The following is a 23,668-nucleotide window of genomic DNA, read 5'->3' as shown; positions in this document are numbered from 1 at the left end:
GGCACGCTGTTGAGTTCTCAAGGAACGGACGCTTCCTTCGGTCCCGTTTCACCGGGGCCCTCCGGGCGCTTCCCTTCGGTGTTTCATTTTGTTCTTTACTTCGTGTTCCCGACTCTATCAGATGCTTTTCGCTTCCGACTTCCTCGGTGCTTTCCAGGTTCTCGCTTTCGCGTTTCCCTTTCCGGCGGTCACTACGTTAACCGATTTTCCCTGCGGCTCATAATCGAGCCGGTGGATTTGAATTCCGGCATGCCGAAATTCATACCCGTTGGGGTTGGTTGTTAGTAGTGGATGGCCGCTCCGGGGGCTGCTGAACAGCAGGACCCGGGTCAAGCGGCTCGGGCTACGTTAGGCGGATGAACTGCGCGAGTCAAGTTCGTCGTCGGCGGGGCGCGTGGGCGCGGTACGGGCTGACCGAGGGGTCGCCGTCGATCCAGAAGCGCCACGGGTGACCGGCTCCGTCCCCGCCGACTCCCGTACGCGGGCCGCTGCGTACCTGGTCATCACGGGCGGGGGCGCCGGCCAGCAGCGAGAGCGGGGCGCCGGGTCCCGCGCAGACATCCGCGCCGTCGAGGGCCCGGTCGATGTCGAGGGCGGTGGCCAGCCGCGCCGGGCCTTTGGCCAGTTCTCTGTCATGACGGGCCGAGAACCGGCGCTTGCGGGTCAGCTCGGCGCCGGCCCGGATCTCGCCGGCCCGCAGCAGGACTCCGCTCGCGAAGCCCTCAGGGCCGCACACCAGGTTGAGGCAGTGCCACATCCCGTACGTGAAATAGACGTACGCGTGACCGGGCGGACCGAACATCACTCCGTTGCGGGCCGTGCGGCCGCGGAAGGCGTGCGAGCCCGGATCGATCGCGCCCGCGTACGCCTCCACCTCGGTCAGCCTGAGCTCGATGGGCCCTTCGTCCGTACTCCGTACCAGCGTCCGGCCGAGGAGGTCGGGGGCGACCTCCAGGACCGGACGGTCGAAGAACTCCCGGGGCAGCGGCATACGGTCGGGACTCTCGATCATGATGTTCGAGCGTACCGGGGACCGGCTACGGTCAGGGCGCGTACGCAGGGGTCGGTATCGAGAAGGAGTGAACATGGGCTTCAAGAAGCTGCTCGCGAGCATGGGCGCGGGCGGGGCGTCCGTCGAGACGGAGCTGACCGAGCTGAACGTCGTACCCGGCGGGGTCGTTCAGGGCGAGGTACGGCTCCAGGGCGGTTCCGTGAACCAGCAGATCCAGGGTCTCGCCGTCGGTCTTCAGGCGCGGGTCGAGGTCGAGGGCGGCGACCAGGAGCTCAAGCAGGACATCGAGTTCACCAAGCAGTCCATCGGCGGTGCCTTCGAGGTGCAGGCCGGGGCGGCGCACGTGGTGCCCTTCGGTCTGGAGATCCCCTGGGAGACGCCGATCACGACGATCGACGGACAGCCGCTGCGTGGCATGCACATCGGCGTGACGACGGAGCTGGACATCGCGCGGGCGCTGGACTCCAGCGACCTGGACCCGGTCAACGTCCACCCGCTGCCGGCGCAGCAGGCGATCCTGGACGCCTTCATCCAGCTGGGCTTCCGCTTCAAGAGTGCCGACATGGAGCGTGGGCACATCCGGGGGACGCGTCAGCGGCTGCCGTTCTACCAGGAGATCGAGTTCTTCGCGCCGCAGCAGTACCGCGGGCTGAACCAGGTCGAGCTGACCTTCGTCGCGGACGACCGCGAGATGGACGTCATCCTGGAGATGGACAAGAAGCCGGGGCTGTTCAGCGAGGGCAGTGACTCGTTCCGGGCGTTCCAGGTGGGTCTGAACGACTTCCACGGCACCGACTGGCCCGGCTACCTGAACCAGTGGCTCGCCGAGGTCGGCGGCCGTCGCAACTGGTTCTAGGCTCGGGATCCAGGACCAGGCGGTCAGGCTGTCAGGCAGCCGGCGGCAGGTCGCACAGTTCACGCAGTTCTTTTGGAGGCTTTGGACGTGACCGAGGGCAAGAGGGCTCCGCTCCCTCACGACTTCCATCCGCAGGTACCGTCATTCACGGTGGTGAGCGACGACGTTTCGCACGGGGCCGTACTCAAGGACGCCCAGGTCCACGCCGGCGGGAACACCTCGCCGCACCTGCGGTGGGAGGGTTTCCCGGCGGAGACCAAGAGCTTCGCCGTGACGTGCTTCGACCCGGACGCGCCGACCGGCAGTGGTTTCTGGCACTGGGTGCTCTTCGACATCCCGGCGTCGGTCACGGAGCTTCCGGCGGGCGCGGGCAGTGGGGCCTTCAAGGGGCTTCCCGAGGGGGCCGTCCAGGCTCGTAGCGACTACGGGTCGAAGGACTTCGGCGGTGCCGCGCCGCCCGCGGGTGACCCGGCGCACCGTTACGTGTTCACCGTGTACGCGGTGGACAGCGAGCGGCTGGGCCCGGACAGTGACGCCTCGCCGGCTTATGTCGGCTTCAATCTGCGTTTCCACGCGCTGGCGCGCGCGCAGCTCATCGGGGAGTACGCGGCTCCCGCCGAGAGCTGACCGTTTGCCGGTTGTTTGCCCTGCCCTGGTCTTGGAGAGATCAGGGCAGGGCATTTTTTATTGTGTTGTCCCTCTCGGCGTGCCCGGCCAGAGTTGATCCAAGCCCGCCATGCGGCGGGCCGGCACACGGGAGGTGGGCGGGATGCGGGACACGCTGGTACTCAATGCGAGCTTCGAGCCGCTGTCGACGGTGACTCTCAACCGTGCGGTCGTGCTGGTGCTGCAGGACAAGGCCGTCGTCGAGCAGGCCCATCCCGGCCTCCGTGTCCGGGCCGCCGCGGTCGAGCTTCCGGTGCCCCGGGTGATCAGGCTGTGCCGGTACGTCCGGGTGCCCTTCCGAAGACAGGCTCCGTGGTCGAGACGGGGGGTGCTGATGCGGGACCAGCACCGGTGCGCGTACTGCGGCAGGCGCGCGACGACGGTGGACCATGTGGTGCCCCGGTCGAGAGGCGGGGCGGACAGCTGGCTGAATACGGTCGCTTCGTGTGCCGAGGACAATCACCGCAAGGCGGACCGTACGCCGGAGCAGGCGGGGATGCCGCTGCTCCACCAGCCCTTCGAGCCGTCCCCGGCGGACGCGATGCTGCTCTCGCTGCGGCACGGTGAGCGCTTCGAGCTTCCGCAGTGGCTGGTGGGTGTACAGCCGGCCGCGTAGTCCGCCTGACGCGTCAGCCGTACCGGCGGATCAGCAACTGCACGACGGCGAATACGCCGACCACGACGATGAAGACGCGCAGTGCCGTCGGTGGCAGCCGTCGGCCGACCTTGGCGCCGAGCTGGCCGCCGATGGCCGAGCCGACGGCGATCAGTACGACCGCCGTCCAGTCGAAGTCCGCGACGAAGAGGAAGAAGAGCGCGGCGACGCCGTTGACGACGGCGGCGAGGACGTTCTTGACGGCGTTCAGGCGCTGCAGGGTGTCGTCGATCAGCGTGCCCATGAGGGAGACGTAGATGATCCCCTGGGCCGCGGTGAAGTAGCCGCCGTAGACGCTGGCGAGCAGGAGCCCGATGAGCAGGAGCGGGCCGCCGTCGGGGCGCGGGGTGGTGCCTTTGCGTTCCCGGCGGGCCTGGACCGCCCTGGCGAGGCGGGGCTGGAGGATCACCAGGACGAGCGCGAGGGTGACCAGGACGGGCACGATCGTCTCGAAGGCGCTCGACGGCAGGACGAGGAGCAGGGTGGCACCGCTGAGCCCGCCGACGAGTGCCGCGGCGCTCAGGCGCAGGATGCGGCGGCGCTGGCCGGTCAGTTCGGCCCGGTAGCCGATGGCTCCGCTGACCGATCCCGGTATCAGGCCGAGGGCGTTGGAGACGGTGGCGGTGACCGGTGGGAGACCCGTCGCCAGCAGGACGGGGAAGGTGATCAGCGTGCCCGAGCCGACGATGGTGTTGATGGTGCCGGCACTGACGCCCGCGATGAAGACGGCGAGCATCTCCCAGATGGTCACGGTGCGCCCCTTGTCTGATCGGTGCCTGATCGGTGCCGGACGCACCGATCATGCACGAAGGGGCGGGTGGATCAGTCGAGCGGGGTGTCCTGTCGGCGTTCCTTGCCGGTGTTGAAGCCCGGCATGCCGGAGCCGAGGTTGTCGAAGGCTCCGCTGAGGCCCTTGAGGGCGTCGCCGATCTCGCTGGGCACGATCCAGAGCTTGTTGGCGTCTCCCTCGGCGATCTTCGGGAGCATCTGGAGGTACTGGTAGGCGAGGAGCTTCTGGTCGGGGTCGCCCGCGTGGATCGACTCGAAGACCGTACGGATCGCCTGGGCCTCGCCCTCGGCGCGCAGGGCGGCGGCCTTGGCCTCACCTTCGGCGCGGAGGATCGCGGACTGCTTCTCGCCCTCGGCGGTGAGGATCTGCGACTGGCGGATGCCTTCGGCGGTGAGGATCGCGGCGCGCTTGTCGCGGTCCGCGCGCATCTGCTTCTCCATCGAGTCCTGGATGGAGGTCGGGGGCTCGATGGCCTTCAGCTCGACGCGGTTGACGCGGATGCCCCACTTGCCGGTCGCCTCGTCGAGGACGCCGCGCAGGGCGGCGTTGATCTCCTCGCGGGAGGTGAGGGTCCGCTCCAGGTCCATGCCACCGATGATGTTGCGCAGGGTGGTGACGGTGAGCTGCTCGATCGCCTGGATGTAGCTGGCGACCTCGTACGTCGCGGCCCGGGCGTCGGTCACCTGGTAGTAGATGACGGTGTCGATGTTGACGACCAGGTTGTCCTGGGTGATCACCGGCTGGGGCGGGAAGGGGACGACCTGTTCGCGCAGGTCGATGCGGTTACGGATCGAGTCGATGAACGGGACCACGATGTTGAGGCCCGCGTTGAGGGTTCGGGTGTAGCGGCCGAAGCGCTCCACGATGGCGGCGCTTGCCTGGGGGATGACCTGGACCGTCTTGATCAGGGCGATGAATACAAGCACCACCAGGATGACCAGGACGATGATGATTGATGGCATCGCGTTCCTCGGACCCTTCGCTGCCGGATGTTCCGATGATCGAGTTTGTCAGACGGGGAGTGAACGTGGGGCGGGTTCAGCGGTGTTGACTCACATGACCACCGCCGTCGCACCGTCGATCTCGACGACATCGACCTGCCGGCCTGGTTCGAAGGCCATGTCCGCGTCGAGTGCGCGCGCGGACCACACCTCGCCGGCCAGCTTGATCCGGCCGCCCCGGCTGTCGACCCGTTCCAGCACTTCGGCCTGACGGCCTCTCAGGGCGTCGATTCCGGTGGCGTGGCCGGAGCGCCCGCCGCGCTGCCGGGCCGCGATCGGGCGTACGACGGCGACGAGCGCCACCGACACCGCCGCGAATACCAGGACTTGGGCCACCACTCCGCCGCCGAGGGCGGCGACGACGGCGGCCGCGACCGCTCCGGCGGCGAGCATGCCGAGTTCGGGCATCGCCGTCACCACGAGCGCGATGCCCAGTCCGGCCGCGCCGATCAGCCACCACACCCACGCGTCGATGTCCACGTGTTCATGGTAGGTCCGGCAACACCCTCGCGGACAGGGGCGAGTTCAGGTCAGCCGAGCGGCAGACCCTGCGCCGTCCAGCGGTCGCCGGTGCGCTCGACGACGAGCGGGAGGCCGAAGCAGAGCGAGAGGTTGCGGGAGGAGAGTTCCGTCTCCATGGGGCCGGCGGCGAGCACCTTGCCCTGGCGGATCATGAGGACATGGGTGAATCCCGGAGCGATCTCCTCGACATGGTGGGTCACCATGATCATGGAGGGGGCGTACGGGTCGCGGGCGAGGCGGCCGAGGCGGCGTACGAGGTCCTCGCGGCCCCCGAGGTCCAGACCGGCGGCGGGCTCGTCCAGGAGCAGCAGCTCGGGGTCGGTCATCATCGCGCGGGCGATCAGGGTGCGCTTGCGCTCGCCCTCGGAGAGCGTGCCGAACTTGCGGTCCAGGTACTCGGTCATGCCGAGCCGGTCGAGGAAGGCGCGGGCGCGCTGCTCGTCGACCTCGTCGTAGTCCTCGTTCCAGGTGGCGGTCATGCCGTACGCGGCCGTGAGGACGGTCTGCAGGACCGTCTGGCGCTTGGGGAGCTTTTCGGACATGGCGACGCCCGCCACGCCGATGCGGGGGCGGAGGTCGAAGACGTCCACGCCGCCGAGCCGCTCGCCGAGGATCCGCACCGTGCCGGTGGTCGGGAAGAGGTAACTGGACGCGAGATTGAGCAGGGTGGTCTTGCCGGCGCCGTTGGGGCCGAGGATCACCCAGCGCTCCCCCTCCTTGACCGACCAGGAGACATCGTCCACCAGAGCGCGTCCGTCGCGGACCACGGATACGTCCACCAGCTCCAGTACATCGCTCATGAGCGCGTTGTCTCCCCATGCAATCGTCTTGAAGTCCCGGGCGCGCCTGTAGGCGCGTGTCCCAGGGAAAACCTACGCCACTGGCCGAGTGATCCCTTCCTGAGGTCCGTTCCCTACGCTGGGTCCATGCTTTCGCAACCACGATCAGGACTGCTGGCCGCCTGGGGGAACGCCCTCCTGGCCGGATTTGTTTCACCGGACGACGCCGTACTCGCCGTCGTCGGCGGCGACGCGCTGCACCGGGTGGAGGGGCTGCCGGGCGAGACGGGTCCTGTCGGACTCACGCTGGCGCTCGGGCGGCTGCGGGCGCTCGGGGTGACCGGGTACCGGGTCGCGCTGCCCGCGCCGGGGCATCCGCTGGGGCTGAGCGGTCCGCCGGAGTTCAACGCCCGGGCGCTGGAGGCCGAGGAGGCGGTGATCGCCACGGGGGCTCCGTACGGGTTGGTCCCGGACGTGACCGAGGTCGGCCCGGACGGGGACCGGCACGTCGAGGTCCTCTGGCACTGCCTGCCCGTACGGGACGCCCCGCCGGCGGACGTGCCCTCGCTCGGTGAGGCCGAACGCGAGCTCGCCGAGGCGCTGCGGGATGCCACGGAGGTGCTTTCACGGCTCGATGTGGCGGCGTCGGGGCCGATGGCCGCGGCGGCCCTGGACGCGTACCGGGCGCGGGCGGAGCGGGGCCGTGAGGTGCTGGCTCCCGGGTATCCGCCGCGGGCGGTACGGGTGCTGGAGCTGGCGCAGCGGGTCGGGCTGCTGGTTTCGCTGGCGTACGAGAACGGGCACGGCGGCGCGGTGAGCGCGTCGGAGATGGCGGCGCGGGGCGCGGCGCTGCGGCCGGTGGAGCGGGTCGCCAGGCGGGCCCAGGTCGCCTCGTACAACGCCTATGTGGAGGAGCTCCAGCGGAAGTCGCAGCATTAGTGTCCGCGAGCGGCACTGTCCGCGAGCGGCACTGTCCGCGCGACGGGGCGAGGCCGGCCGGGAGGAGCACCGGGGCGTAGTTCGCCTCCGGGGGCGGCACCGGGCGAGGCCCCCGGCCGGCGGGGGCGGCGGGGGCCTCGCGGGTGCGTGACGCACAGGGGCGTCACGCACGTCACTCAGGCGTCACGCACGTCACTCAGTGGTTGACCGAGTGGTTGCCGAACGCGGGGTTCAGCAGGCCGATCACGTTGATGGTGTTGCCGGTGAGGTTCACCGGGATGTGCACCGGGACCTGGACCGTGTTGCCGGAGCCGACACCCGGGGAGTGCTGGGCCAGGCCCTCGGCGTGGGCACCGTCGGCGAACGCGGCGCCGGCGGAGCCGGCCGCGGCGAGACCGGCGGTGGCGAGGACCAGGGCGGCCTTCTTGGCAACCTTCATGGGGGTGTTCCTTAATCGAGTGATCAACGGCCCTGGGGGCTGGGCTCCCGGGCCGGATTCATAACGGTGGGACGAAGGGGCGCGCGGGCAGACGTCAGTGGTTGACGGCGTGGTTGCCGAACGCGGGGTTCAGCAGGCCGATCACGCTGACGGTGTTGCCGACGACGTTCACCGGGACGTGCACCGGGGCCTGGATGACGTTGCCGGAGACGACGCCCGGGGACTGGACGGCCTCGCCGTGGGCCTGCGCACCGTCATGGGCGGAGGCGACACCGGCGCCGGCGGCGACGATGCCACCGGCGATCAGGGTGAGGGTGGCGGCCTTCTTCAGGTTCTTCATTTCGGGATCCTCCTCGCACTGACTGCGGCGGTACGCCGCAGCACGCCATGGAGAACGCCTGGGTGACGATCAGGATGCGCCGTGTGGGTGACATACACCCGACGGTATGAATCTCAGACCGGAAGGCGACGCTCCGGTTCAGCCCGTGGCCTCATGCCGTACGGCCCAGAGCGCCGCCTGCGTGCGATCCGAGACGTCCAGTTTCATCAGGATGTTCGACACGTGCGTCTTGACAGTCTTCTCGGAGAGCACCAGCGCGCGGGCGATCTCCCGGTTCGAGCGCCCGTCGGCGATCAGGACGAGTACTTCCCGCTCCCGTTCGGTGAGCGACGTCCCCCTCCCCTGGCCGCCGCCGGGGTCGTCGTGGGTCAGCAGCGCGCCCGCGACCTCGGGCTGGAGCAGTACGTGCCCGGCGTGGACGGAACGGATGGCGCCGGCCAGCGCTTCGGGGTCGATGTCCTTGTAGACGTAACCGGAGGCACCGGCCCGCAGCGCGGGCACGACGGTGCGCTGTTCGGTGAAACTGGTGACGATCAGGACCCTGGCCGGATTGTCGAGTGCGCGGAGCTTGCGCAGCGCCTCGATGCCGTCGGTGCCGGGCATCTTGATGTCCATCAGCACCACGTCGGGGCGGAGCTCCTCGGTGCGGGCGACGCCCTCGGCGCCGTCGGACGCCTCGCCCACCACCTCGATGTCGTCCTGGATCTCCAGGAACGTACGCAGCCCGCGCCGGACCACCTGATGATCGTCCACCAGCAGCACACGGATGGTTCTGTCAGCCACCGGGTACCTCCATCTCGATCGTGGTGCCCTCTCCGGGCACCGATTCCACGGTGAGCCCGCCGCCCACACCGCTCGCCCGGTCGCGCATCGAAACCAGCCCCAGGTGGCGGCCCGCCGAGCGGACCGCCCGGGGATCGAAGCCCTTGCCGTTGTCGCGGACGGCGAGGACCGTGTCCTGGCCCCGGCGGGCGAGGGAGACCTCGACCCGGTCCGCCTCCGAGTGGCGCAGGGCGTTGTGCAGCGCTTCCTGGGCCACGCGCAGCAGGGCCTCCTCCTGAGCCGCGGGAAGCGCCCGTACGGCACGGCTCTCGAAGGTGACCCGGGCGGAGTGGGCGCGGTCGAGCACCTGGATGTGGGCGCGGAGGGTATGGACGAGTCCGTCCTCGTCGAGCGCGGCGGGACGCAGTTCGACGACGGCGGCACGCAATTCCTCGGCGGCTTCGGCGGCGAGGGCGGTGACCTGCTGGAGTTCGTCCTTGGCCCGGTCCGGGTCGCGGTCCACCAGGGCGGCGGCCGCCTGGGCCGTCAGCCGCAGTGAGAAGAGCTTCTGGCTGACGGCGTCATGGAGCTCGTGGGCGAGGCGCGAGCGCTCCTCGGCGATGGTCAGTTCGCGGCTGCGCTCGTACAGCCGGGCGTTGGTGAGGGCGATCGCGGCGTGCTGGGCGAGGATCGCGAGGAGTTCCTCGTCCTCCTCGGTGAATCCGCAGCCGCCGTCCCGCAGGTGGCAGCGCTTGTTGGCGAGGAAGATCGCGGCGAGGGTCTCGTCGCCGTCCCTGACCGGGAGGCCGAGGAAGTCGGACAGGTCGGGGTGGGCGGCGGGCCAGCCTCCGAAGCGCGGGTCCTCACGTACGTCGGCGAGGCGCTGGGCCTTCTCGTCGTGGAGCATCGCGGCGAGGATGCCGTGCTGGCGCGGCAGCGGGCCGATGGCCTTCCACCGCGCGTCGCTGACCCCGTCGACGACGAACTGGGCGAAGCCGCCGTGGTCGTCCGGCACGCCGAGTGCCGCGTATTCGGCGTCGAGCAGTTCGCGGGCGGAGACGACGATCGTCTTGAGGACGTCGCGCACCTCCAGGTGCCTGCTCATCGCGAGGAGCGCGGTGCTCACGGCGGCGAGGCCGGAGCTCGGTCGGTGGCTCATGAGTTCACCGTACCGGCGGGTGTGACCTGCGGTATCGGGCCCGGGCCCGGCCGCCGGGGGCCGGACGCCCTAGGTCGAAGTACCCGTGCGGGACGGGGCCCGCGTACGAGGCGGCGGAGGGTGACGCGTTCCTACGTTGGGTGCGTCGAGGTACGCCGACGAAGGAGCTGACGTCATGCCGGTAGCGATCATCACCGGGGCTTCGAAGGGGCTGGGGCGCGAGCTGGCCCTGGCGCTCGCCCGGCGCGGCTGGGATCTGGTGCTGGATGCCAGGACCGCACCCGTACTGGAGGAGACGGCGGAACGGGCCCGGGCGCACGGGACCCGGGTGCTGGCGGTCGCCGGGGATGTCACGGACGGCGGCCACCGCGCGGAGCTGGTGGCCGCGGCGGCGGAGCTGGGGGCGCTCGATCTGGTGGTGAGCAATGCCTCCGCGCTGGGCGCGGAGCCGCTCGTACGGCTGGCGGGGCTGCCGCTCGACGGGCTGCGGGCGGCGCTGGAGACCAATGTCGTGGCGGCGCTCGGGCTCGTGCGGGAGGCGCTGCCGCTGCTGCGGGCCGGCGGGGCGGGTGCGGTGATCGCGGTGAGTTCGGACGCGGCGGTGGAGCCCTACGGGACATGGGGCGGGTACGGCGCGTCCAAGGCGGCGCTGGAGCAGCTGGCCGCCGTACTGGCGGTCGAGGAGCCGGGGCTGCGGGTGTGGGCGGTCGACCCGGGCGACATGCGGACGGATCTGTACGCGGCGGCCGTGCCGGACGACACGGACCCGCGCCCGGAGCCCGGGGCGGCGGTGCCGGGCTTCCTGCGGCTGCTGGAGCGGCGTCCGGCGAGCGGCCGCCATACGGTCCGCGCCCTGCTGGAGGAGAAGTGAGCGTGCTGGAGTCGCTGCGGGTGCCCGAGGAGTTGTCCGCGCGGGTCCCGGCGGAGCAGCGCGGGAGCGGCCGGGACGACGTGCGGCTGATGGTCTCGCGGGGGACGCGGGTCACGCACCACGCCTTCCGGGAGCTGCCGGGGCAGCTGCGGGCCGGGGACGTCCTGGTGGTCAATACGTCGGCGACGCTGCCGGCGGCTGTCAACGGGCGCGTGGGCGGGGAGCGGGTCGCCGTGCACTTCTCGACCCGGGGCGACGACGGGCGGTGGGCGGTCGAGCTGCGGACGCCGCAAGGGCGGCGGGACGGCAGGCGGCCGACCGGGACCGGGGCGGAGGCGACCGGGGCGAATGCCACCGCCACCGCCACCGGAGGAGGGGCGGGGGCGGCCGGGGCCTCGCTGCCGCGTGCCGGGGGGCCGGCGGGGGCGGTCGTACGGCTGCCGGGCGGCGAGCACCTCGTACTGGAGCGGCCGCTGGATCCGGCGGGGGTCCGGCTGTGGTGGGCCCGGGTGTCGTCCGCCGATGTGCCGGGGCTGCTGCACCACTACGGCCGGCCCATCCGCTACCTCTACACGGAGCGGGACCAGCCGCTGTCCGCGTATCAGACGGTCTTCGCGCTCCCCTCCCCCGACGGTTCGGGGTCGGCGGAGATGCCGAGCGCCGGGCGGCCGTTCACCGCGGGTCTGGTCGCCGAGCTGGTGTGCCGGGGGGTGCTGTTCGCGCCGGTGACGCTGCATACGGGGGTGGCGTCGGCGGAGGCGTACGAGCCGCCGTACCCGGAGCGGTTCGCGGTGCCGGGGACGACGGCCCGGCTGGTGAACGCGGCGGCGGCGGACGGCGGGCGGATCGTCGCGGTCGGCACGACGGCGGTCCGGGCGCTGGAGTCGGCGGCGGGGCCCGACGGGGTGGTGCGGGCGGCCTCGGGGTGGACGGATCTGGTGGTGACGCCCCGGCGCGGGGTGCGGGCCGTGGACGCGCTGCTGACCGGACTGCACGAGCCGGGGGCCTCGCATCTGCTGATGCTGGAGGCGATCGCCGGGCGGGAGGCCTTGACCAGCGCGTATACGGAAGCGCTGCGCCGGCTCTATCTCTGGCACGAGTTCGGGGACGTCCATCTCCTCCTTCCGGACGAGCTTCCGGACGAGACCGCTCACACTGTGCATTGCTGAAGCAACGTCCGGTGAGATGCACCCCCTCCCCTTGTGAGCCCGGCAATAGGACCCAGGTCACTTACGAAGCACGTTAGTCGACCGAAAGAGGGGGGGTTGAGCTTGGCTTAAGCGGGTGAGTCGGCATTCTCGGGGCCTCCCGCTCCACTATCCGGGGTCGTACGTCACACCTTTGCCACAGCATTTTGCGTTCGCTAAGAATTGCGTTTGTCGCCGCCGAGCAGGCTGGCCAACCGGCCTCCGCGACTCCCGCTATTCGAAGAGGTACGTCTCTATGTTCTCGTCACGCACCCCTGGCTTCGGTCGTCTCAACAAGACCCACAAGGCATCGATCGCAGGCGTCGCCGCTGCCGGTGTCGCAGCCGTCACCCTCTCCCTGGTCCCCGGCAACGCCGCCCAGGCGCACACCGAGCCCCAGGCCATCGCCGCCTCGCAGGTGGCGTGGACGACGTCGGCGAACAGCGCTCAGGTTTCGGCCATCCAGACAAGCATCGCGAAGCAGCACGTCAGCGCCGACATCGCGGCCAAGGTCCAGACCGCGGCCAACAAGGCCGCCGTGAAGGCCAAGGCCGACGCGACCGCCAAGGAGAAGGCCGCCAAGGCCAAGGCCCACGCGAAGGCGAAGGCCACCGCCAAGGCGAAGGCCGAAGCGAAGGCCAAGGCGAAGGCGAAGGCCGTGGCGAAGGCGAAGGCCGCTGCCAAGGCCAAGGCCAAGGCGGCTGCCAAGGAAGCCGCGAAGAAGCGTGCTAAAACGGCCGCGAGCCGCTCCACGGTCCGCAAGCCGGTCTACGCGAACAACCTGGACGGCTGGATCCGTGAGTCGCTGGCCATCATGAAGGCCAAGGGCATCCCGGGCTCGTACGACGGTCTGCACCGCAACATCATGCGCGAGTCGAGCGGTAACCCGAACGCGATCAACCTCTGGGACATCAACGCCCAGAACGGCATCCCGTCGAAGGGCCTGCTCCAGGTGATCCCCCCGACGTTCAAGACGTACCACGTCTCCGGAACGCCGGACAACATCTACAACCCGGTCTCCAACATCACGGCCGCGGCCAACTACGCCGCTGCCCGGTACGGGTCGATCGACAACGTCAACAGCGCCTACTGAGCCACGCTCACTGTCGCACTGACGCACTACGCCGGAGGGCGGCACCCCCAGGGGGGTGCCGCCCTCCGGCGTGCGGGTGCCGGGACGGTCGCGCTGCTACTTCCGCATGACCTCCGGCTCGTGGCGGCGCAGCAGACGCGACACCACGAAGCCGCCGGCCACGCCCATCAGCAGCAGGATCCCGATATCGATACCCCACTGGCCCGCCGAGTGCTCCCACAGCGGGTCGAGCGCCGTCGGGTTCCGGGGGTCCCAGGGCGGCATCAGGTGCGCGAGGTCGAGTGTCGTGCCCGCGCCCGCGATCGCCCAGCGGGACGGCATCAGCCAGGCGAACTGCTCCAGGCCGGGTGTGTCGTAGAGCTGGAAGAGGATGCCGGTGAAGACGATCTGGACGATCGCGAACATGACCAGCAGCGGCATGGTCTTCTCGGCGGTCCTCACCAGCGAGGAGATGACCAGGCCGAACATCATCGAGGTGAAGCCGAGGGCGATCACGGTCAGGCAGATCTCGACGGCCGGCGGCATGATCAGGCCCTCGGCGGGCAGCTCGCGGTTGGCGAAGCCGATACCGCAGATGATCACGCCCTGGATGGCCGTGATCACACCGAGCGTGATCACCTTGGACATCAGGTAGGCGGAGCGGGACAGGCCGGTGGCCCGCTCCCGTTCGTAGATGACGCGTTCCTTGATCAGTTCTCGTACGGAGTTGGCCGCACCCGAGAGGCACATGCCGACCGTGAGGACCAGCATGATCGTGCCGGCCTTGGCGTTGAACGTGGCGGGCGGTACGGGCGCCGCCAGACCGAAGTCGGCCGGGATGACGGCGCTGACCACGCCGAGGACCGCGGGCAGGATCAGCATCAGGGCGAGGAAACCCCTGTCCGACGCGATCACCGAGGCGTAGCGGCGGATCAGCGTCCAGAGCTGGGAGCCCCAGCTCTGCGGCTTCGGCGACCGCATCTGCCGCGCCGACGGCGGGTGTACGGACTGCACGGCGGCGGCGTCGATGTCGGCGGCGTACAGCTGGTAGTGCTGCGAGCCGCGCCAGCGGCCGGCCCAGTCGTAGTCCCGGTAGTTCTCGAACGCCGAGAAGACGTCCGCCCAGCTGCCGTAGCCGAAGAAGTTGAGCGCTTCCTCGGGCGGCCCGAAGTACGCCACCGAGCCACCGGGGGCCAGGACCAGCAGCTTGTCGCAGATCGCCAGCTCGGCCACGGAGTGGGTGACGACCAGGACGGTGCGGCCGTCGTCGGCGAGGCCGCGCAGCAGCTGCATGACGTCGCGGTCCATGCCCGGGTCGAGACCGGAGGTCGGCTCGTCCAGGAAGATCAGTGACGGTTTGGTGAGCAGCTCCAGGGCGACGGAGACCCGCTTGCGCTGGCCACCGGAGAGGGAGGTGACCTTCTTCTCCTTGTGGATGTCGAGCTTCAGCTCGCGCAGCACCTCGTCGATCCGGGACTCACGCTCGGCCTCGGCGGTGTCGCCCGGGAAGCGGAGCTTCGCCGCGTACCTGAGCGCCTTCCTGACGGTCAGCTCCTTGTGCAGGATGTCGTCCTGCGGGACGAGGCCGATGCGCTGGCGCAGCTCGGCGAACTGCTTGTAGAGATTCCGGTTGTCGTAGAGGACGTCGCCCTGGTCGGCGGGGCGGTAGCCGGTGAGCGCCTTGAGCAGGGTGGACTTTCCGGAGCCGGACGGACCGATGACGGCGATCAGCGACTTCTCGGGAACGCCGAAGGAGACGTCCTTGAGGATCTGCTTGCCGCCGTCGACCGTCACCGTGAGGTGGCGGGCGGAGAAGGACACCTCACCGGTGTCGACGAACTCTTCGAGCCGGTCACCGACGAGGCGGAAGGTCGAGTGGCCGACGCCGACGGTGTCGCTCGGGCCGATGAGCACGGTGCCGGACTTCGCGATCGGCTGGCCGTTGACGTACGTGCCGTTGTGGGATCCGAGGTCGTGGATCTCGAAGCGGCCGTCGGGCGTCGCGGTGAACTCGGCGTGGTGGCGCGAGACCTGGAGGTCGGAGACGACGAGTTCGTTCTCCAGCGCGCGGCCGATGCGCATGACGCGGCCGAGGGCGAGCTGGTGGAACATGGTCGGGTTGCGGTCGTCGCCGTAGACAGCCGGCGCCCCCGCGGTACCACCCGGGGCCGGGGCGGACGCCGAGGCCGGGGTCTGCTGGTGGGGCACCTGAGCCTGGTACGGCTGCTGAGGTGCCTGATGCCCGTGAGGTACCTGATGCTGAGGCGCCTGGTGCTGGGGTGCTTGGTGCTGAGGCGCCTGGTGCTGGGCTGCCTGATGCTGGAGCGTTTGCTGTGGGGGTGCCTGCTGGTGAGGTGCCTGCGGGGGAGGCTGCTCCCAGTCCTGCCGCACGACCGGTGTCTGGACGTGGACCTGGGGAGACGCCGCGTGCTGCGCGCTGTACGCGCCGGTTCCCGCACCGGACCCCGCACCGGACCCCGCCCCGGTGATGTTCAGCCGGGGCCCGTCCGTGGCGTTGCCGAGATACACGGCCGTACCGGCACCTATGTCCATCCGCTGAACGCGCTGTCCCCGCACATAAGTGCCGTTGGTGCTGCCGTGGTCCTCGACGACCCAACCGCTTTCCCCCCAGCTGATGGTGGCGTGACGCCACGAGACCCTGGCGTCCTCGAACACCAGGTCGCTCTGCGGATCACGCCCCAGGGCGTACGACCTGGACGGATCGAGCGCCCAGGTTCTTCCGTGCAATTCAATGACGAATTCCGGCACTCCATGCCCCACTTGTTGTCCCCCGAGTTTCCCGCGTCGCAGGGAATCCAGGGATGGCGAACATCGTGGGGAACTATTTCAGGCTCGCTCGCCCCTGGGAAACCGGGGATCATGCCCACCCCGGTCCTTGTCCGCCGAAGCCCGCACAGAACACGTGTCCGGTACGCGGGACGGCCCGCTGGCCGACGCGTCCCGCCCGATACGGTGGAAGCACCATGAGCGCATCGCAGCCCCCTCCGGCCTCCGACGTCCGCACCCTCCTCGTGAAGATCTTCGGGAAGGACCGCCCCGGGATCACCGCCGGGCTCTTCGACACCCTCGCCGCCTACTCCGTCGACGTGATCGACATCGAGCAGGTCGTCACCCGTGGCCGTATCGTCCTGTGCGCACTGATCACCGCGCCGACTGCGGGTGGTACCAGCGAGGGCGAGCTGCGCGCGACCGTGCACAGCTGGACCGACTCGCTCAAACTCCAGGCCGAGATCATCTCCGGTACCGGCGACAACCGGCCGCGTGGCAGCGGCCGTTCCCATGTCACGGTGCTCGGCAATCCGCTGACCGCGGAGTCCACGGCGGCCATAGCGGCCAGTATCACCGCGACCGGCGGCAACATCGACCGGATCTTCCGGCTGGCGAAATACCCGGTCACGGCGGTGGAGTTCGCGGTCTCCGGGGTGGAGACCGAACCGCTGCGCACCGCACTGGCCACCGCGGGCGCCGGGATCGGGGTGGATGTGGCGGTCATCTCGGCGGGGCTGCACCGCAGGGCCCAGCGGCTGGTGGTCATGGACGTGGACTCGACCCTGATCCAGGACGAGGTCATCGAACTGTTCGCGGCCCACGCCGGCTGCGAGGCCGAGGTCGCCGAGGTGACGGCCCGGGCCATGCGCGGGGAACTGGACTTCGAGCAGTCCCTGCACGCGCGGGTGGCCCTGCTCGCCGGGCTCGACGCCTCGGTGGTGGAGAAGGTACGAGCGGAGGTGCGGCTCACGCCCGGCGCCCGCACCCTGATCCGTACCCTCAAGCGGCTCGGCTACCAAGTGGGCGTCGTCTCCGGCGGATTCACCCAGGTCACCGACGCTCTGCGGGAACAGCTCGGCCTGGACTTCGCCTCCGCCAACACGCTGGAGATCGTGGACGGGAAGCTCACCGGGCGGGTGGTGGGCGAGATCGTGGACCGCGCGGGCAAGGCGAGGCTGCTGCGCCGGTTCGCCGCCGAGGCGGGGGTGCCGCTGGCCCAGACCGTCGCGATCGGCGATGGCGCCAACGACCTGGACATGCTGAACGCGGCGGGGCTCGGCGTGGCCTTCAACGCGAAGCCGGTGGTGCGCGAGGCGGCTCACGCGGCGGTGAACGTACCGTTCCTGGACACCGTTCTCTACCTGCTGGGCATCACCCGCGAGGAGGTCGAGGCGGCGGACTGCCAGGACGACGATGACGACGATGACGACGACCGGGACGACCACGACCGTTAGCGCCGCGCGGCGAGGCCCCGGCGCGGGCTCCCCCGCACCCGGGGCCTTCACCGGATCAGCCGGACGGCTCGGTCGGTCGCCAGGCCCGGCAGTCGTACGACCCGGTCAGTCGTACGACCCGGTCAGGCGCACGACCCGGTCAGGCGCACGGGAAGCGGATCAGTCGTGCGGAGCCCAGAAATCGACGAGCTTGCCCACTCCGTGTTCAACCGACTTCCACGTTCCGTTGAAGGCGATCACGGCGAAGCCGGCGGTCGGGAATCCGCTCCGGGTCATCCGGGCGATCGTGTCGCCCTCCGAGTCACCCGCGAGGGCATCGGCGGCCGCGTGCGTCGTGGGGTTGTGGCCGACGAGAAGGAGATCGTTCACCTCGTCCGGCGTCTCGTTGATCAACGCGAGCAGATCGCCGAGGGTGGCATCGTAGAGCCGCTCCTCGTAGACGGTCCTGGGCCGGTGCGGCAGCTCGTGCACGGCCAGCTTCCACGTCTCACGGGTCCTGACCGAGGTCGAGCAGAGGGCCAGGTCGAAGGCGATCCCCGTCTCGGCGAGCCGGCGACCCGCCACAGCGGCATCCATACGGCCTCGCTCGGCGAGCGGACGCTCGTGGTCGGACACCTCCGGCCAGTCGGCCTTCGCATGGCGGAGTAGGACGATCCTGCGCGGTGTATCGACGCTCATGCATTCCAGCTTCGCATGAAATGCGGCATCGGGCGCAGGGTGTTGACGGGCTGCCCCGACACGGGTGAACCGGGCTAGCGGACCAGGGTCAGCTGGAGGTGCTCCAGGATCCGTCCGACCGTGGGATCACCCGCCGGATCCCCGGCCGCGGCGTGCGCCGGGCCCGATCCCGCCATCAGCAGAAGGAGCGCGGCGAAAGCGATCGCGGGCAGGGCTACGGCCCACCACGGCAGCTGGATCTCGACGCTGTCGGAGGAGCCGCGAGGTGGACGGGACGAGTGGGACCGGGAGCGCGTTCGGGCCGGCATGGCCGCCTCCGTGGGTCTGCGATGGGCCTGCGATTCGAGGTCCCTCAAACCTACGGATCATGAAGGGGGGATCCCATCCGGTACCCCACCCACTTCACCCTGACCCTGACCCCCTAGGGGAAGGTGGTGCAGGCCCCCCGGCCACCGGAGATCACGGCGCCGCCAGGGAGGCGATGATGCCGATGACCACCATGATGCCGATGATCGTGCCGAACAGGACGAGCAGCTTCCGCTGGCCGTTCGGGGGATGGGGTTCGAGGACTGGCATGCGGTCAGTGTGCCATCTTCGCTTCGTCCTCGATCGTCCGGTCCCGTCCCGCGATGACCCCCACCACCATCTGCGGCACGAGGAAGCCGCCCATCAGGGCGATCGGCAGCGCCCAGCCGCCGGAGTGCTGGTACAACACGCCGACCAGCAGCGGGCCGGGGATCGAGAGCAGGTAGCCGGTGCTCTGGGCGAAGGCGGAGAGCCGTACGACGCCCGCGCTGGTCCTGGACCGCATGCTGATCATGGTGAGGGAGAGCGGGAAGGTGCAGTTCGATATGCCCAGGAGCACCGCCCAGATCCAGGCCCCGCCGGCCGGTGCGAAGTACAGGCCCGCGTAGGCGGTCAGCCCGCACAGGCCCAGGACGACGACGATCGCTCCCTGGTTCTTCATCCGGGCGGCCAGTCCCGGGATCACGAAGGCCAGCGGGACGCCCATCACCATGGTCACGGCGAGCAGCAGGCCCGAGGTGGACGCCGAGACCCCCGCGTCGCGGAAGATCTGCGGCATCCAGCCCATGGCGATGTACGCGCCGGTCGCCTGGAGGCCGAAGAACCCGGCGAGCGCCCAGGCCGTACGGCTTCGCGCGAGCCTGAGCCGGGGGGTTTCCGACGACTGCGGGGTGGTCGGTGACGCGGCGCCCGGGGACGTGGCGGCGGGGGGCATGGCGGCCGGGGCGGCGCCGGCGTCGCGGTGGCGTACCAGTGCGAGCCAGGGCAGTACGGCGACGGCGGCGAGGGCCCCCCAGATGCCGAGCCCCATGCGCCAACTGCCGCCCATCGCCTGGGTCATGGGGACGGTCGCGGCGGCCGCGGCGGCGGTGCCGAATGCCAGGGCCATCGAGTACAGCCCGGTCATGGTGCCGACCCGGTCGGGGAAGTACCGCTTGACGATCACCGGCATCAGCACATTGGTGAGGGCGATGCCCATGAGCGCGAACGCGCTCGCGGCGAGGAAGCCGACCGTGCCGCCCGCCAGGGGGCGCAGCAGCAGGCCCCCGGTGATGGCCACCATGCCGGCGCAGACGACGGCGCGGGGGCCGAAGCGGCGGGCCAGCCGGGGCGCGGCGAAGCCGAAGACGGCGAAGCAGAAGGGCGGCACGGAGGTGAGGACACCCGCGACGGTGCCGCTCATGTGGAGCCCGTCCCGTACCTCTTCGAGGAGGGCGCCGAGGCTGGTGATGGCGGGGCGGAGATTGAGGGCGGCGAGGACGAGTCCGACGACGAGCAGCCGGGTCGGCCAGACCGAGGCGCGCGGTGCCGGTGATATGGCTGCGGGGTCGGTGCCCGCCTGGCTCCGGGCCTCAGCCTGAGCCTGGGTCTGCGTCTGGGTTTCGTCGAGCATGGTGCCATCATAGAATCATGGGATGATTGGTTGTCCAGTCCTTGACGCCGAAGATGAGGAACACCCATGGCGCTGACCTCTCCCCGCCGTTCCGCGCTCTCCGACCAGGTGATCACCGAGCTGCGGAATCAGATCACCTCGGGGGCGTGGCCGGTGGGATCGCGGATTCCGACCGAGCCCGAGCTGGTCGAGCAGCTGGGCGTCGCCCGCAACACCGTCCGGGAGGCGCTGCGCGCCCTGGCGCACAACGGGCTGCTGGACATCCGGCAGGGCTCGGGTACGTATGTGATCGCGACGAGCGAGCTGGCCGGGGTGATGCACCGCAGATTCGCCGGCGCGGACCCGCGCCATGTCGCGGAGCTGCGTTCCACGCTGGAGTCATCGGCGTCGAAGCTGGCGGCACGGCGGCGCACGGAAGGGGATGTGCGGCAGCTGGAGGCGCTGCTCGCCCGGCGCGAGGAGGCCTGGGCGGCGGGCGACGCGGACCTGTTCGTCGCCGCCGACGCGACGTTGCACATGGCGGTCGTCTCCGCCTCGCACAACGAGGTACTCATCGCGCTCTACGCGGATCTGGGCGATCTCCTGCGCGACTTCCTCCGCGACGACGTGGGGCGCGAGCTGCGGCCCGAGGACCACATGGACCACGAGCGGCTGGTGGCGGCGATCCGCGAGGGCGACGCGGAGGCGGCGGCGGCCGAGGCGGCGAGCCATGCGCTCAGCTGTGTGAGGGAGCAGGTCTGAGCGGTTCGGCGTGACTGACCCAGACCGAGCGGATCTCTTTCCAGCAGCGGTCGCTGAGCTGGACGTATCCGGCCGGCAGCAGCTCCACCGGGGCACTGTCGGCGTCGATGTCCCACCAGTGCTCGCACTCGATGTGCAGCTGGACCCGGTCGGGCTCGGGATTCGGATTCTGACAGTACGCGGTGGCGTGCGAGCCCTTGATCTTCGTACGGCAGTAGGCGTGGAGGCGCTCGCGGCCCCGGCCGTGCCGGTCGGCGATGGCCTCCGACCGGTCGGCGGCGGCCCCGGTTCGGTCGGCGGCGGCCCCGGCCCGCGGGGGGACGGGAGACACGGCGACCGGAGTGGGCTCCGGTGTACCGCGTACCTCCGTGGAGAGCGCGAGTCCCGTCGTGATCAGCGCGGCCGCGGTGAGTGCGGCGGTACGGCGACGCAGTGGGCGCATGCCCACACCTCCTCCCCCGCCATGACCGGAATCATCCGGTTTGATCAGTGTGCGGGGAAGTGCCGCTCTTTTCGACTCGGGATGTCCGGCCCGGGGATTTCAGCCCGGGGATTCCCGCTCGGGGCACCCGGCCCGTCACGCACGGAAGCCGCGCGCCGTCCGGGGACGGTCACGCGGCTTCCGGGACGTACGCCGGGGGCCTGGGCTCAGGCACCCATCATGTGCACGCCGCCGTCGACGTGGACGATCTCGCCGGTCGTCTTCGGGAAGAAGTCCGACAGCAGACCGACGACACCACGGCCGGCCGGGTCCGGGTCGGTCAGGTCCCAGCCGATCGGGGCGCGGTGGTTCCAGACGTCCGCGAGGGACTCGAAGCCCGGGATGGACTTGGCGGCCATCGACTTGAGCGGACCGGCCGAGATCAGGTTGCAGCGGACGTTCCGCGCACCCAGGTCACGGGCGAGGTAGCGGTTCGTCGACTCCAGCGCCGCCTTGGCCACGCCCATCCAGTCGTACTTGGGCCAGGCGACCTGCGCGTCGAAGGTGAGGCCGACGACCGAGCCGCCGCGCTCCATCAGCGGCAGGCAGGCCATCGTCAGCGACTTCAGGGAGTACGCGGAGACCTGCACGGCCGTCGAGACGTCCTCCCAGCTTCCCTCCAGGAAGTTGAAGGCGCCCTGCGGGCCGAAGGCGATCGAGTGCACGATGCCGTCGAGGCCGGCACCCTCGCCCTGGTGCTCGCGGACGCGGTCGGCCAGGCCGTCCAGGTGCTCCTGGTTGGTGACGTCCAGCTCGATGACCGGGGCGGGCTTGGGCAGGCGCTTGGCGATCCGCTCGACGAGCGAGAGCCGGCCGAAGCCCGTGAGGATGACTTCGGCGCCCTCCTCCTGCGCCACCTTGGCGGCGTGGAAGGCGATCGAGGCGTCGGTGAGGACGCCCGTCACGAGAATGCGCTTGCCGGCGAGGATTCCACTCATGTGATCAGTGACCCATGCCCAATCCGCCGTCAACGGGAATGACGGCTCCAGTGATGTACGAGGCGTCGTCGGAGGCGAGGAACCGCACCGTGGCGGCGATCTCCTCCGGCTGCGCGTAGCGGCCGAGCGGCACCTGCGAGACGATGCCCGCGCGCTGCTCGTCGCTCAGGACCTTCGTCATGTCGGTGTCGACGAAGCCGGGTGCGACGACGTTGAAGGTGATGTTCCGCGAGCCCAGTTCACGGGCGAGGGAACGGGCGAAACCGACCAGACCGGCCTTGGACGCGGCGTAGTTCGCCTGTCCCGCCGAGCCGAGGAGCCCGACCACCGAGGAGATGAGGACGACGCGGCCCTTCTTGGCGCGCAGCATGGCGCGGTTGGCGCGCTTGACGACGCGGAAGGTACCGGTGAGGTTGGTGTCGAGGACGGCGGTGAAGTCCTCCTCGGACATCCGCATCAGCAGCTGGTCCTTGGTGACGCCGGCGTTGGCGACCAGCACCTCCACGGGACCGTGCTTCTCCTCGATCTCCTTGTATGCCTGCTCCACCTGCTCGGTGTCGGTGATGTCGCAGCGGACCGCCAGGCAGCCCAGCTTCGTCAGGGCCTCCGGCGGTTCGCCGGAGCGGTATGTGATGGCGACCTTGTCGCCGTTGTCGGCGAAGGCGCGGGCGATGGCGAGGCCGATGCCCCGGTTTCCTCCGGTGACGAGAACCGAGCGGCTCAACGGATCAGCCTTTCCCTAGCGGTCTGGTACCTCGAAAACCTATCGGTACCGTCCCCTCCGGGGAGAATCGACCCCTGACAGCGCGTAGCCACGGTCACTGTCAGATCCCTACAGAAGCCGGGCCGCCTACGGGGCCGCGGGGGCGGGGGTCGGGCCAGGGCCGGGTCGCCACAGCACATCTTGTGGGCGGGGGTCGGTGGGACGCCCCTCTCCCAGCGCGGTCGGCGGGCGGTGCGGGGACAGGCGTCCGGTGACATTGCCGCTGGTCGCGCGGTGTTCTTCCGGACGGGTTACGACGCACGCCGGGCCCTGCGCCGAGCGCTTCGCACTCACCCGCACGGGCGATCCTCCGGCACCCGGCAGCGGACCTGCTTCCCGATGGCCGACCGGATCACATGCCACCCCGGCGCGACCACATCCAGCAGCGCGAGGCCGCGCCCCGACTCCGCGACCGCGTCATCGAGCGCGATGCCCCGGCGCCGGGGCAGGGCGAGCGGATCCGGGTCGTGGACATTGACCGCCACCCCGAAGGACGTGGCGTACACCTCCACGACGACCGGCACGTGATCCCCGACGGCCCGTACGGCATTCCCGACCAGCTCCGAGACGACGAGCTGCGCGCTGTCGGCTGCGTCGGCGTCCACGCCCAGCTCGGCCAGCACCTTGGCGATGAGCTCCCGGACGGAGCGGAGGTGGGGCCCGGACGCGTTGATGTGCGCGGCGAAGCCCCGACTGCGGCGACGGACGTAGTAACCGGGGGCGGGGGGCTGGGGTTGGGGCTCCTGGTCGTGTTCTTCGGCGATGACGTACACGGCACCTCCAGCGTGCGGGCGTTGCGGCCCTGCGGTCGGGTCTTGTGGCCCGGAACTCGGCAGATCGCCGTCCGGGCCCCCT

Annotated in this window: 27 protein-coding genes; 9 read left to right on the top strand and 18 right to left on the bottom strand. The window is 70.3% G+C overall.

What is annotated here, in order from left to right; translation table 11 throughout:
- Positions 1–370 precede the first annotated feature (370 nt).
- Complete coding sequence (locus ACIBAE_RS25210; protein WP_399289559.1) at positions 371–1,012, bottom strand: DNA-3-methyladenine glycosylase; 642 nt, start codon at positions 1,010–1,012, stop codon at positions 371–373.
- Between the two features lie 73 nt (positions 1,013–1,085).
- Here ACIBAE_RS25210 and ACIBAE_RS25205 point away from each other — a divergent pair, with 73 nt between their 5' ends.
- The 3 genes from ACIBAE_RS25205 to ACIBAE_RS25195 all read left to right on the top strand — a co-directional run bounded on the left by ACIBAE_RS25205 (position 1,086) and on the right by ACIBAE_RS25195 (position 3,150).
- Positions 1,086–1,868, top strand: a complete 783-nt coding sequence (locus tag ACIBAE_RS25205; RefSeq protein WP_399289557.1) for a sporulation protein — start codon at positions 1,086–1,088, stop codon at positions 1,866–1,868.
- An 87-nt stretch (positions 1,869–1,955) separates the two neighbouring features.
- Positions 1,956–2,495: a YbhB/YbcL family Raf kinase inhibitor-like protein gene (locus ACIBAE_RS25200; RefSeq protein ID WP_399289555.1), complete on the top strand. Its 540-nt coding sequence runs from the start codon at positions 1,956–1,958 to the stop codon at positions 2,493–2,495.
- Between the two features lie 142 nt (positions 2,496–2,637).
- Positions 2,638–3,150, top strand: a complete 513-nt coding sequence (locus ACIBAE_RS25195; RefSeq protein ID WP_399289553.1) for an HNH endonuclease — start codon at positions 2,638–2,640, stop codon at positions 3,148–3,150.
- Between the two features lie 13 nt (positions 3,151–3,163).
- Here ACIBAE_RS25195 and ACIBAE_RS25190 read toward each other — a convergent pair whose 3' ends face one another.
- From ACIBAE_RS25190 to ACIBAE_RS25175, 4 genes are all read right to left on the bottom strand, one after another.
- Positions 3,164–3,940, bottom strand: a complete 777-nt coding sequence (locus ACIBAE_RS25190; RefSeq protein ID WP_399289551.1) for a sulfite exporter TauE/SafE family protein — start codon at positions 3,938–3,940, stop codon at positions 3,164–3,166.
- A 71-nt stretch (positions 3,941–4,011) separates the two neighbouring features.
- A complete protein-coding gene (locus ACIBAE_RS25185) occupies positions 4,012–4,941 on the bottom strand; it encodes an SPFH domain-containing protein (protein WP_399289549.1) in 930 nt (309 codons plus the stop codon).
- A gap of 90 nt (positions 4,942–5,031) precedes the next feature.
- Positions 5,032–5,460, bottom strand: a complete 429-nt coding sequence (locus tag ACIBAE_RS25180) for an NfeD family protein (RefSeq protein ID WP_399289547.1) — start codon at positions 5,458–5,460, stop codon at positions 5,032–5,034.
- Between the two features lie 50 nt (positions 5,461–5,510).
- On the bottom strand, positions 5,511–6,302 hold the full coding sequence (locus ACIBAE_RS25175; RefSeq protein ID WP_399289545.1) for an ABC transporter ATP-binding protein: 792 nt from the start codon (positions 6,300–6,302) through the stop codon (positions 5,511–5,513).
- 126 nt (positions 6,303–6,428) lie between these two features.
- On the opposite strand from ACIBAE_RS25175, the gene ACIBAE_RS25170 reads away from it, so the two are divergent.
- A complete protein-coding gene (locus ACIBAE_RS25170; protein WP_399289543.1) occupies positions 6,429–7,220 on the top strand; it encodes a hypothetical protein in 792 nt (263 codons plus the stop codon).
- 196 nt (positions 7,221–7,416) lie between these two features.
- On the opposite strand, the gene ACIBAE_RS25165 is transcribed toward ACIBAE_RS25170, so the two are convergent.
- The 4 genes from ACIBAE_RS25165 to ACIBAE_RS25150 form a co-directional block, all read right to left on the bottom strand.
- Positions 7,417–7,659 (bottom strand): chaplin, encoded by a 243-nt coding sequence (locus ACIBAE_RS25165; RefSeq protein ID WP_399289541.1) that lies wholly within the window; start codon positions 7,657–7,659, stop codon positions 7,417–7,419.
- 94 nt (positions 7,660–7,753) lie between these two features.
- Entirely contained in the window at positions 7,754–7,999 is a 246-nt protein-coding gene (locus tag ACIBAE_RS25160; RefSeq protein ID WP_399289539.1) for a chaplin, read from the bottom strand.
- 138 nt (positions 8,000–8,137) lie between these two features.
- Entirely contained in the window at positions 8,138–8,782 is a 645-nt protein-coding gene (locus ACIBAE_RS25155; RefSeq protein ID WP_399289537.1) for a response regulator, read from the bottom strand.
- Positions 8,775–9,920, bottom strand: a complete 1,146-nt coding sequence (locus tag ACIBAE_RS25150) for a GAF domain-containing sensor histidine kinase (protein ID WP_399289535.1) — start codon at positions 9,918–9,920, stop codon at positions 8,775–8,777. Before ACIBAE_RS25150 ends, ACIBAE_RS25155 begins: the two co-directional genes overlap by 8 nt.
- A gap of 175 nt (positions 9,921–10,095) precedes the next feature.
- On the opposite strand from ACIBAE_RS25150, the gene ACIBAE_RS25145 reads away from it, so the two are divergent.
- The 3 genes from ACIBAE_RS25145 to ACIBAE_RS25135 all read left to right on the top strand — a co-directional run bounded on the left by ACIBAE_RS25145 (position 10,096) and on the right by ACIBAE_RS25135 (position 13,071).
- Positions 10,096–10,791, top strand: coding sequence for an SDR family NAD(P)-dependent oxidoreductase (locus ACIBAE_RS25145; protein WP_399289533.1), 696 nt, complete (start codon positions 10,096–10,098; stop codon positions 10,789–10,791).
- Between the two features lie 2 nt (positions 10,792–10,793).
- Positions 10,794–11,960, top strand: a complete 1,167-nt coding sequence (locus ACIBAE_RS25140; RefSeq protein ID WP_399289565.1) for an S-adenosylmethionine:tRNA ribosyltransferase-isomerase — start codon at positions 10,794–10,796, stop codon at positions 11,958–11,960.
- A gap of 274 nt (positions 11,961–12,234) precedes the next feature.
- A complete protein-coding gene (locus ACIBAE_RS25135) occupies positions 12,235–13,071 on the top strand; it encodes a transglycosylase SLT domain-containing protein (protein ID WP_399289531.1) in 837 nt (278 codons plus the stop codon).
- 96 nt (positions 13,072–13,167) lie between these two features.
- Here ACIBAE_RS25135 and ACIBAE_RS25130 read toward each other — a convergent pair whose 3' ends face one another.
- On the bottom strand, positions 13,168–15,831 hold the full coding sequence (locus ACIBAE_RS25130) for an FHA domain-containing protein (protein ID WP_399289529.1): 2,664 nt from the start codon (positions 15,829–15,831) through the stop codon (positions 13,168–13,170).
- Between the two features lie 203 nt (positions 15,832–16,034).
- On the opposite strand from ACIBAE_RS25130, the gene serB reads away from it, so the two are divergent.
- On the top strand, positions 16,035–17,294 hold the full coding sequence (gene serB, locus ACIBAE_RS25125; protein ID WP_399289527.1) for a phosphoserine phosphatase SerB: 1,260 nt from the start codon (positions 16,035–16,037) through the stop codon (positions 17,292–17,294).
- A 159-nt stretch (positions 17,295–17,453) separates the two neighbouring features.
- Here the strand turns inward: serB and ACIBAE_RS25120 are convergent, their stop codons facing one another.
- From ACIBAE_RS25120 to ACIBAE_RS25105, 4 genes are all read right to left on the bottom strand, one after another.
- Complete coding sequence (locus tag ACIBAE_RS25120) at positions 17,454–17,972, bottom strand: SixA phosphatase family protein (protein ID WP_399289525.1); 519 nt, start codon at positions 17,970–17,972, stop codon at positions 17,454–17,456.
- A 74-nt stretch (positions 17,973–18,046) separates the two neighbouring features.
- Entirely contained in the window at positions 18,047–18,280 is a 234-nt protein-coding gene (locus tag ACIBAE_RS25115; protein WP_399289523.1) for a hypothetical protein, read from the bottom strand.
- A gap of 151 nt (positions 18,281–18,431) precedes the next feature.
- Complete coding sequence (locus ACIBAE_RS25110) at positions 18,432–18,548, bottom strand: SGM_5486 family transporter-associated protein (protein WP_399289521.1); 117 nt, start codon at positions 18,546–18,548, stop codon at positions 18,432–18,434.
- Positions 18,549–18,552: 4 nt separating this feature from the next.
- On the bottom strand, positions 18,553–19,890 hold the full coding sequence (locus ACIBAE_RS25105) for a CynX/NimT family MFS transporter (protein WP_399289519.1): 1,338 nt from the start codon (positions 19,888–19,890) through the stop codon (positions 18,553–18,555).
- Positions 19,891–19,956: 66 nt separating this feature from the next.
- Here ACIBAE_RS25105 and ACIBAE_RS25100 point away from each other — a divergent pair, with 66 nt between their 5' ends.
- Entirely contained in the window at positions 19,957–20,631 is a 675-nt protein-coding gene (locus tag ACIBAE_RS25100) for a FadR/GntR family transcriptional regulator (protein WP_399289517.1), read from the top strand.
- Here ACIBAE_RS25100 and ACIBAE_RS25095 read toward each other — a convergent pair.
- The 4 genes from ACIBAE_RS25095 to ACIBAE_RS25080 form a co-directional block, all read right to left on the bottom strand.
- Positions 20,606–21,073, bottom strand: a complete 468-nt coding sequence (locus ACIBAE_RS25095; RefSeq protein WP_399289515.1) for a hypothetical protein — start codon at positions 21,071–21,073, stop codon at positions 20,606–20,608. The genes ACIBAE_RS25100 and ACIBAE_RS25095 overlap by 26 nt on opposite strands.
- 206 nt (positions 21,074–21,279) lie before the next feature.
- The gene (gene fabI, locus ACIBAE_RS25090) at positions 21,280–22,050 is read right to left on the bottom strand and encodes an enoyl-ACP reductase FabI (RefSeq protein WP_399289513.1); all 771 of its coding nucleotides are present in this window, start codon (positions 22,048–22,050) and stop codon (positions 21,280–21,282) included.
- A 4-nt stretch (positions 22,051–22,054) separates the two neighbouring features.
- The gene (gene fabG, locus ACIBAE_RS25085; protein WP_399289511.1) at positions 22,055–22,774 is read right to left on the bottom strand and encodes a 3-oxoacyl-[acyl-carrier-protein] reductase; all 720 of its coding nucleotides are present in this window, start codon (positions 22,772–22,774) and stop codon (positions 22,055–22,057) included.
- A 329-nt stretch (positions 22,775–23,103) separates the two neighbouring features.
- A complete protein-coding gene (locus ACIBAE_RS25080) occupies positions 23,104–23,586 on the bottom strand; it encodes an ATP-binding protein (RefSeq protein ID WP_399289509.1) in 483 nt (160 codons plus the stop codon).
- Between the last annotated feature and the right edge of the window lie 82 nt (positions 23,587–23,668).

Source organism: Streptomyces sp. NPDC051569 (genome assembly GCF_044454085.1).
Taxonomy (GTDB): domain Bacteria; phylum Actinomycetota; class Actinomycetes; order Streptomycetales; family Streptomycetaceae; genus Streptomyces.
This window is presented reverse-complemented; position numbering and strand designations above follow the sequence as displayed.

Excerpts from the sequence above, each read along its gene's own strand:
- ACIBAE_RS25210 (WP_399289559.1), bottom strand. The coding sequence starts at position 1,012 with ATGATCGAGAGTCCCGACCGTATGCCGCTGCCCCGGGAGTTCTTCGAC.
- ACIBAE_RS25175 (WP_399289545.1), bottom strand. The coding sequence starts at position 6,302 with ATGAGCGATGTACTGGAGCTGGTGGACGTATCCGTGGTCCGCGACGGA.
- ACIBAE_RS25195 (WP_399289553.1), top strand. The coding sequence starts at position 2,638 with ATGCGGGACACGCTGGTACTCAATGCGAGCTTCGAGCCGCTGTCGACG.
- ACIBAE_RS25145 (WP_399289533.1), top strand. The coding sequence starts at position 10,096 with ATGCCGGTAGCGATCATCACCGGGGCTTCGAAGGGGCTGGGGCGCGAG.
- ACIBAE_RS25150 (WP_399289535.1), bottom strand. The coding sequence starts at position 9,920 with ATGAGCCACCGACCGAGCTCCGGCCTCGCCGCCGTGAGCACCGCGCTC.
- ACIBAE_RS25105 (WP_399289519.1), bottom strand. The coding sequence starts at position 19,890 with ATGCTCGACGAAACCCAGACGCAGACCCAGGCTCAGGCTGAGGCCCGG.
- ACIBAE_RS25205 (WP_399289557.1), top strand. The coding sequence starts at position 1,086 with ATGGGCTTCAAGAAGCTGCTCGCGAGCATGGGCGCGGGCGGGGCGTCC.
- ACIBAE_RS25110 (WP_399289521.1), bottom strand. The coding sequence starts at position 18,548 with ATGCCAGTCCTCGAACCCCATCCCCCGAACGGCCAGCGGAAGCTGCTC.
- fabI (WP_399289513.1), bottom strand. The coding sequence starts at position 22,050 with ATGAGTGGAATCCTCGCCGGCAAGCGCATTCTCGTGACGGGCGTCCTC.
- ACIBAE_RS25185 (WP_399289549.1), bottom strand. The coding sequence starts at position 4,941 with ATGCCATCAATCATCATCGTCCTGGTCATCCTGGTGGTGCTTGTATTC.
- ACIBAE_RS25170 (WP_399289543.1), top strand. The coding sequence starts at position 6,429 with ATGCTTTCGCAACCACGATCAGGACTGCTGGCCGCCTGGGGGAACGCC.
- ACIBAE_RS25120 (WP_399289525.1), bottom strand. The coding sequence starts at position 17,972 with ATGAGCGTCGATACACCGCGCAGGATCGTCCTACTCCGCCATGCGAAG.
- ACIBAE_RS25100 (WP_399289517.1), top strand. The coding sequence starts at position 19,957 with ATGGCGCTGACCTCTCCCCGCCGTTCCGCGCTCTCCGACCAGGTGATC.
- ACIBAE_RS25115 (WP_399289523.1), bottom strand. The coding sequence starts at position 18,280 with ATGCCGGCCCGAACGCGCTCCCGGTCCCACTCGTCCCGTCCACCTCGC.
- ACIBAE_RS25160 (WP_399289539.1), bottom strand. The coding sequence starts at position 7,999 with ATGAAGAACCTGAAGAAGGCCGCCACCCTCACCCTGATCGCCGGTGGC.
- ACIBAE_RS25095 (WP_399289515.1), bottom strand. The coding sequence starts at position 21,073 with ATGCGCCCACTGCGTCGCCGTACCGCCGCACTCACCGCGGCCGCGCTG.
- ACIBAE_RS25165 (WP_399289541.1), bottom strand. The coding sequence starts at position 7,659 with ATGAAGGTTGCCAAGAAGGCCGCCCTGGTCCTCGCCACCGCCGGTCTC.
- ACIBAE_RS25135 (WP_399289531.1), top strand. The coding sequence starts at position 12,235 with ATGTTCTCGTCACGCACCCCTGGCTTCGGTCGTCTCAACAAGACCCAC.
- serB (WP_399289527.1), top strand. The coding sequence starts at position 16,035 with ATGAGCGCATCGCAGCCCCCTCCGGCCTCCGACGTCCGCACCCTCCTC.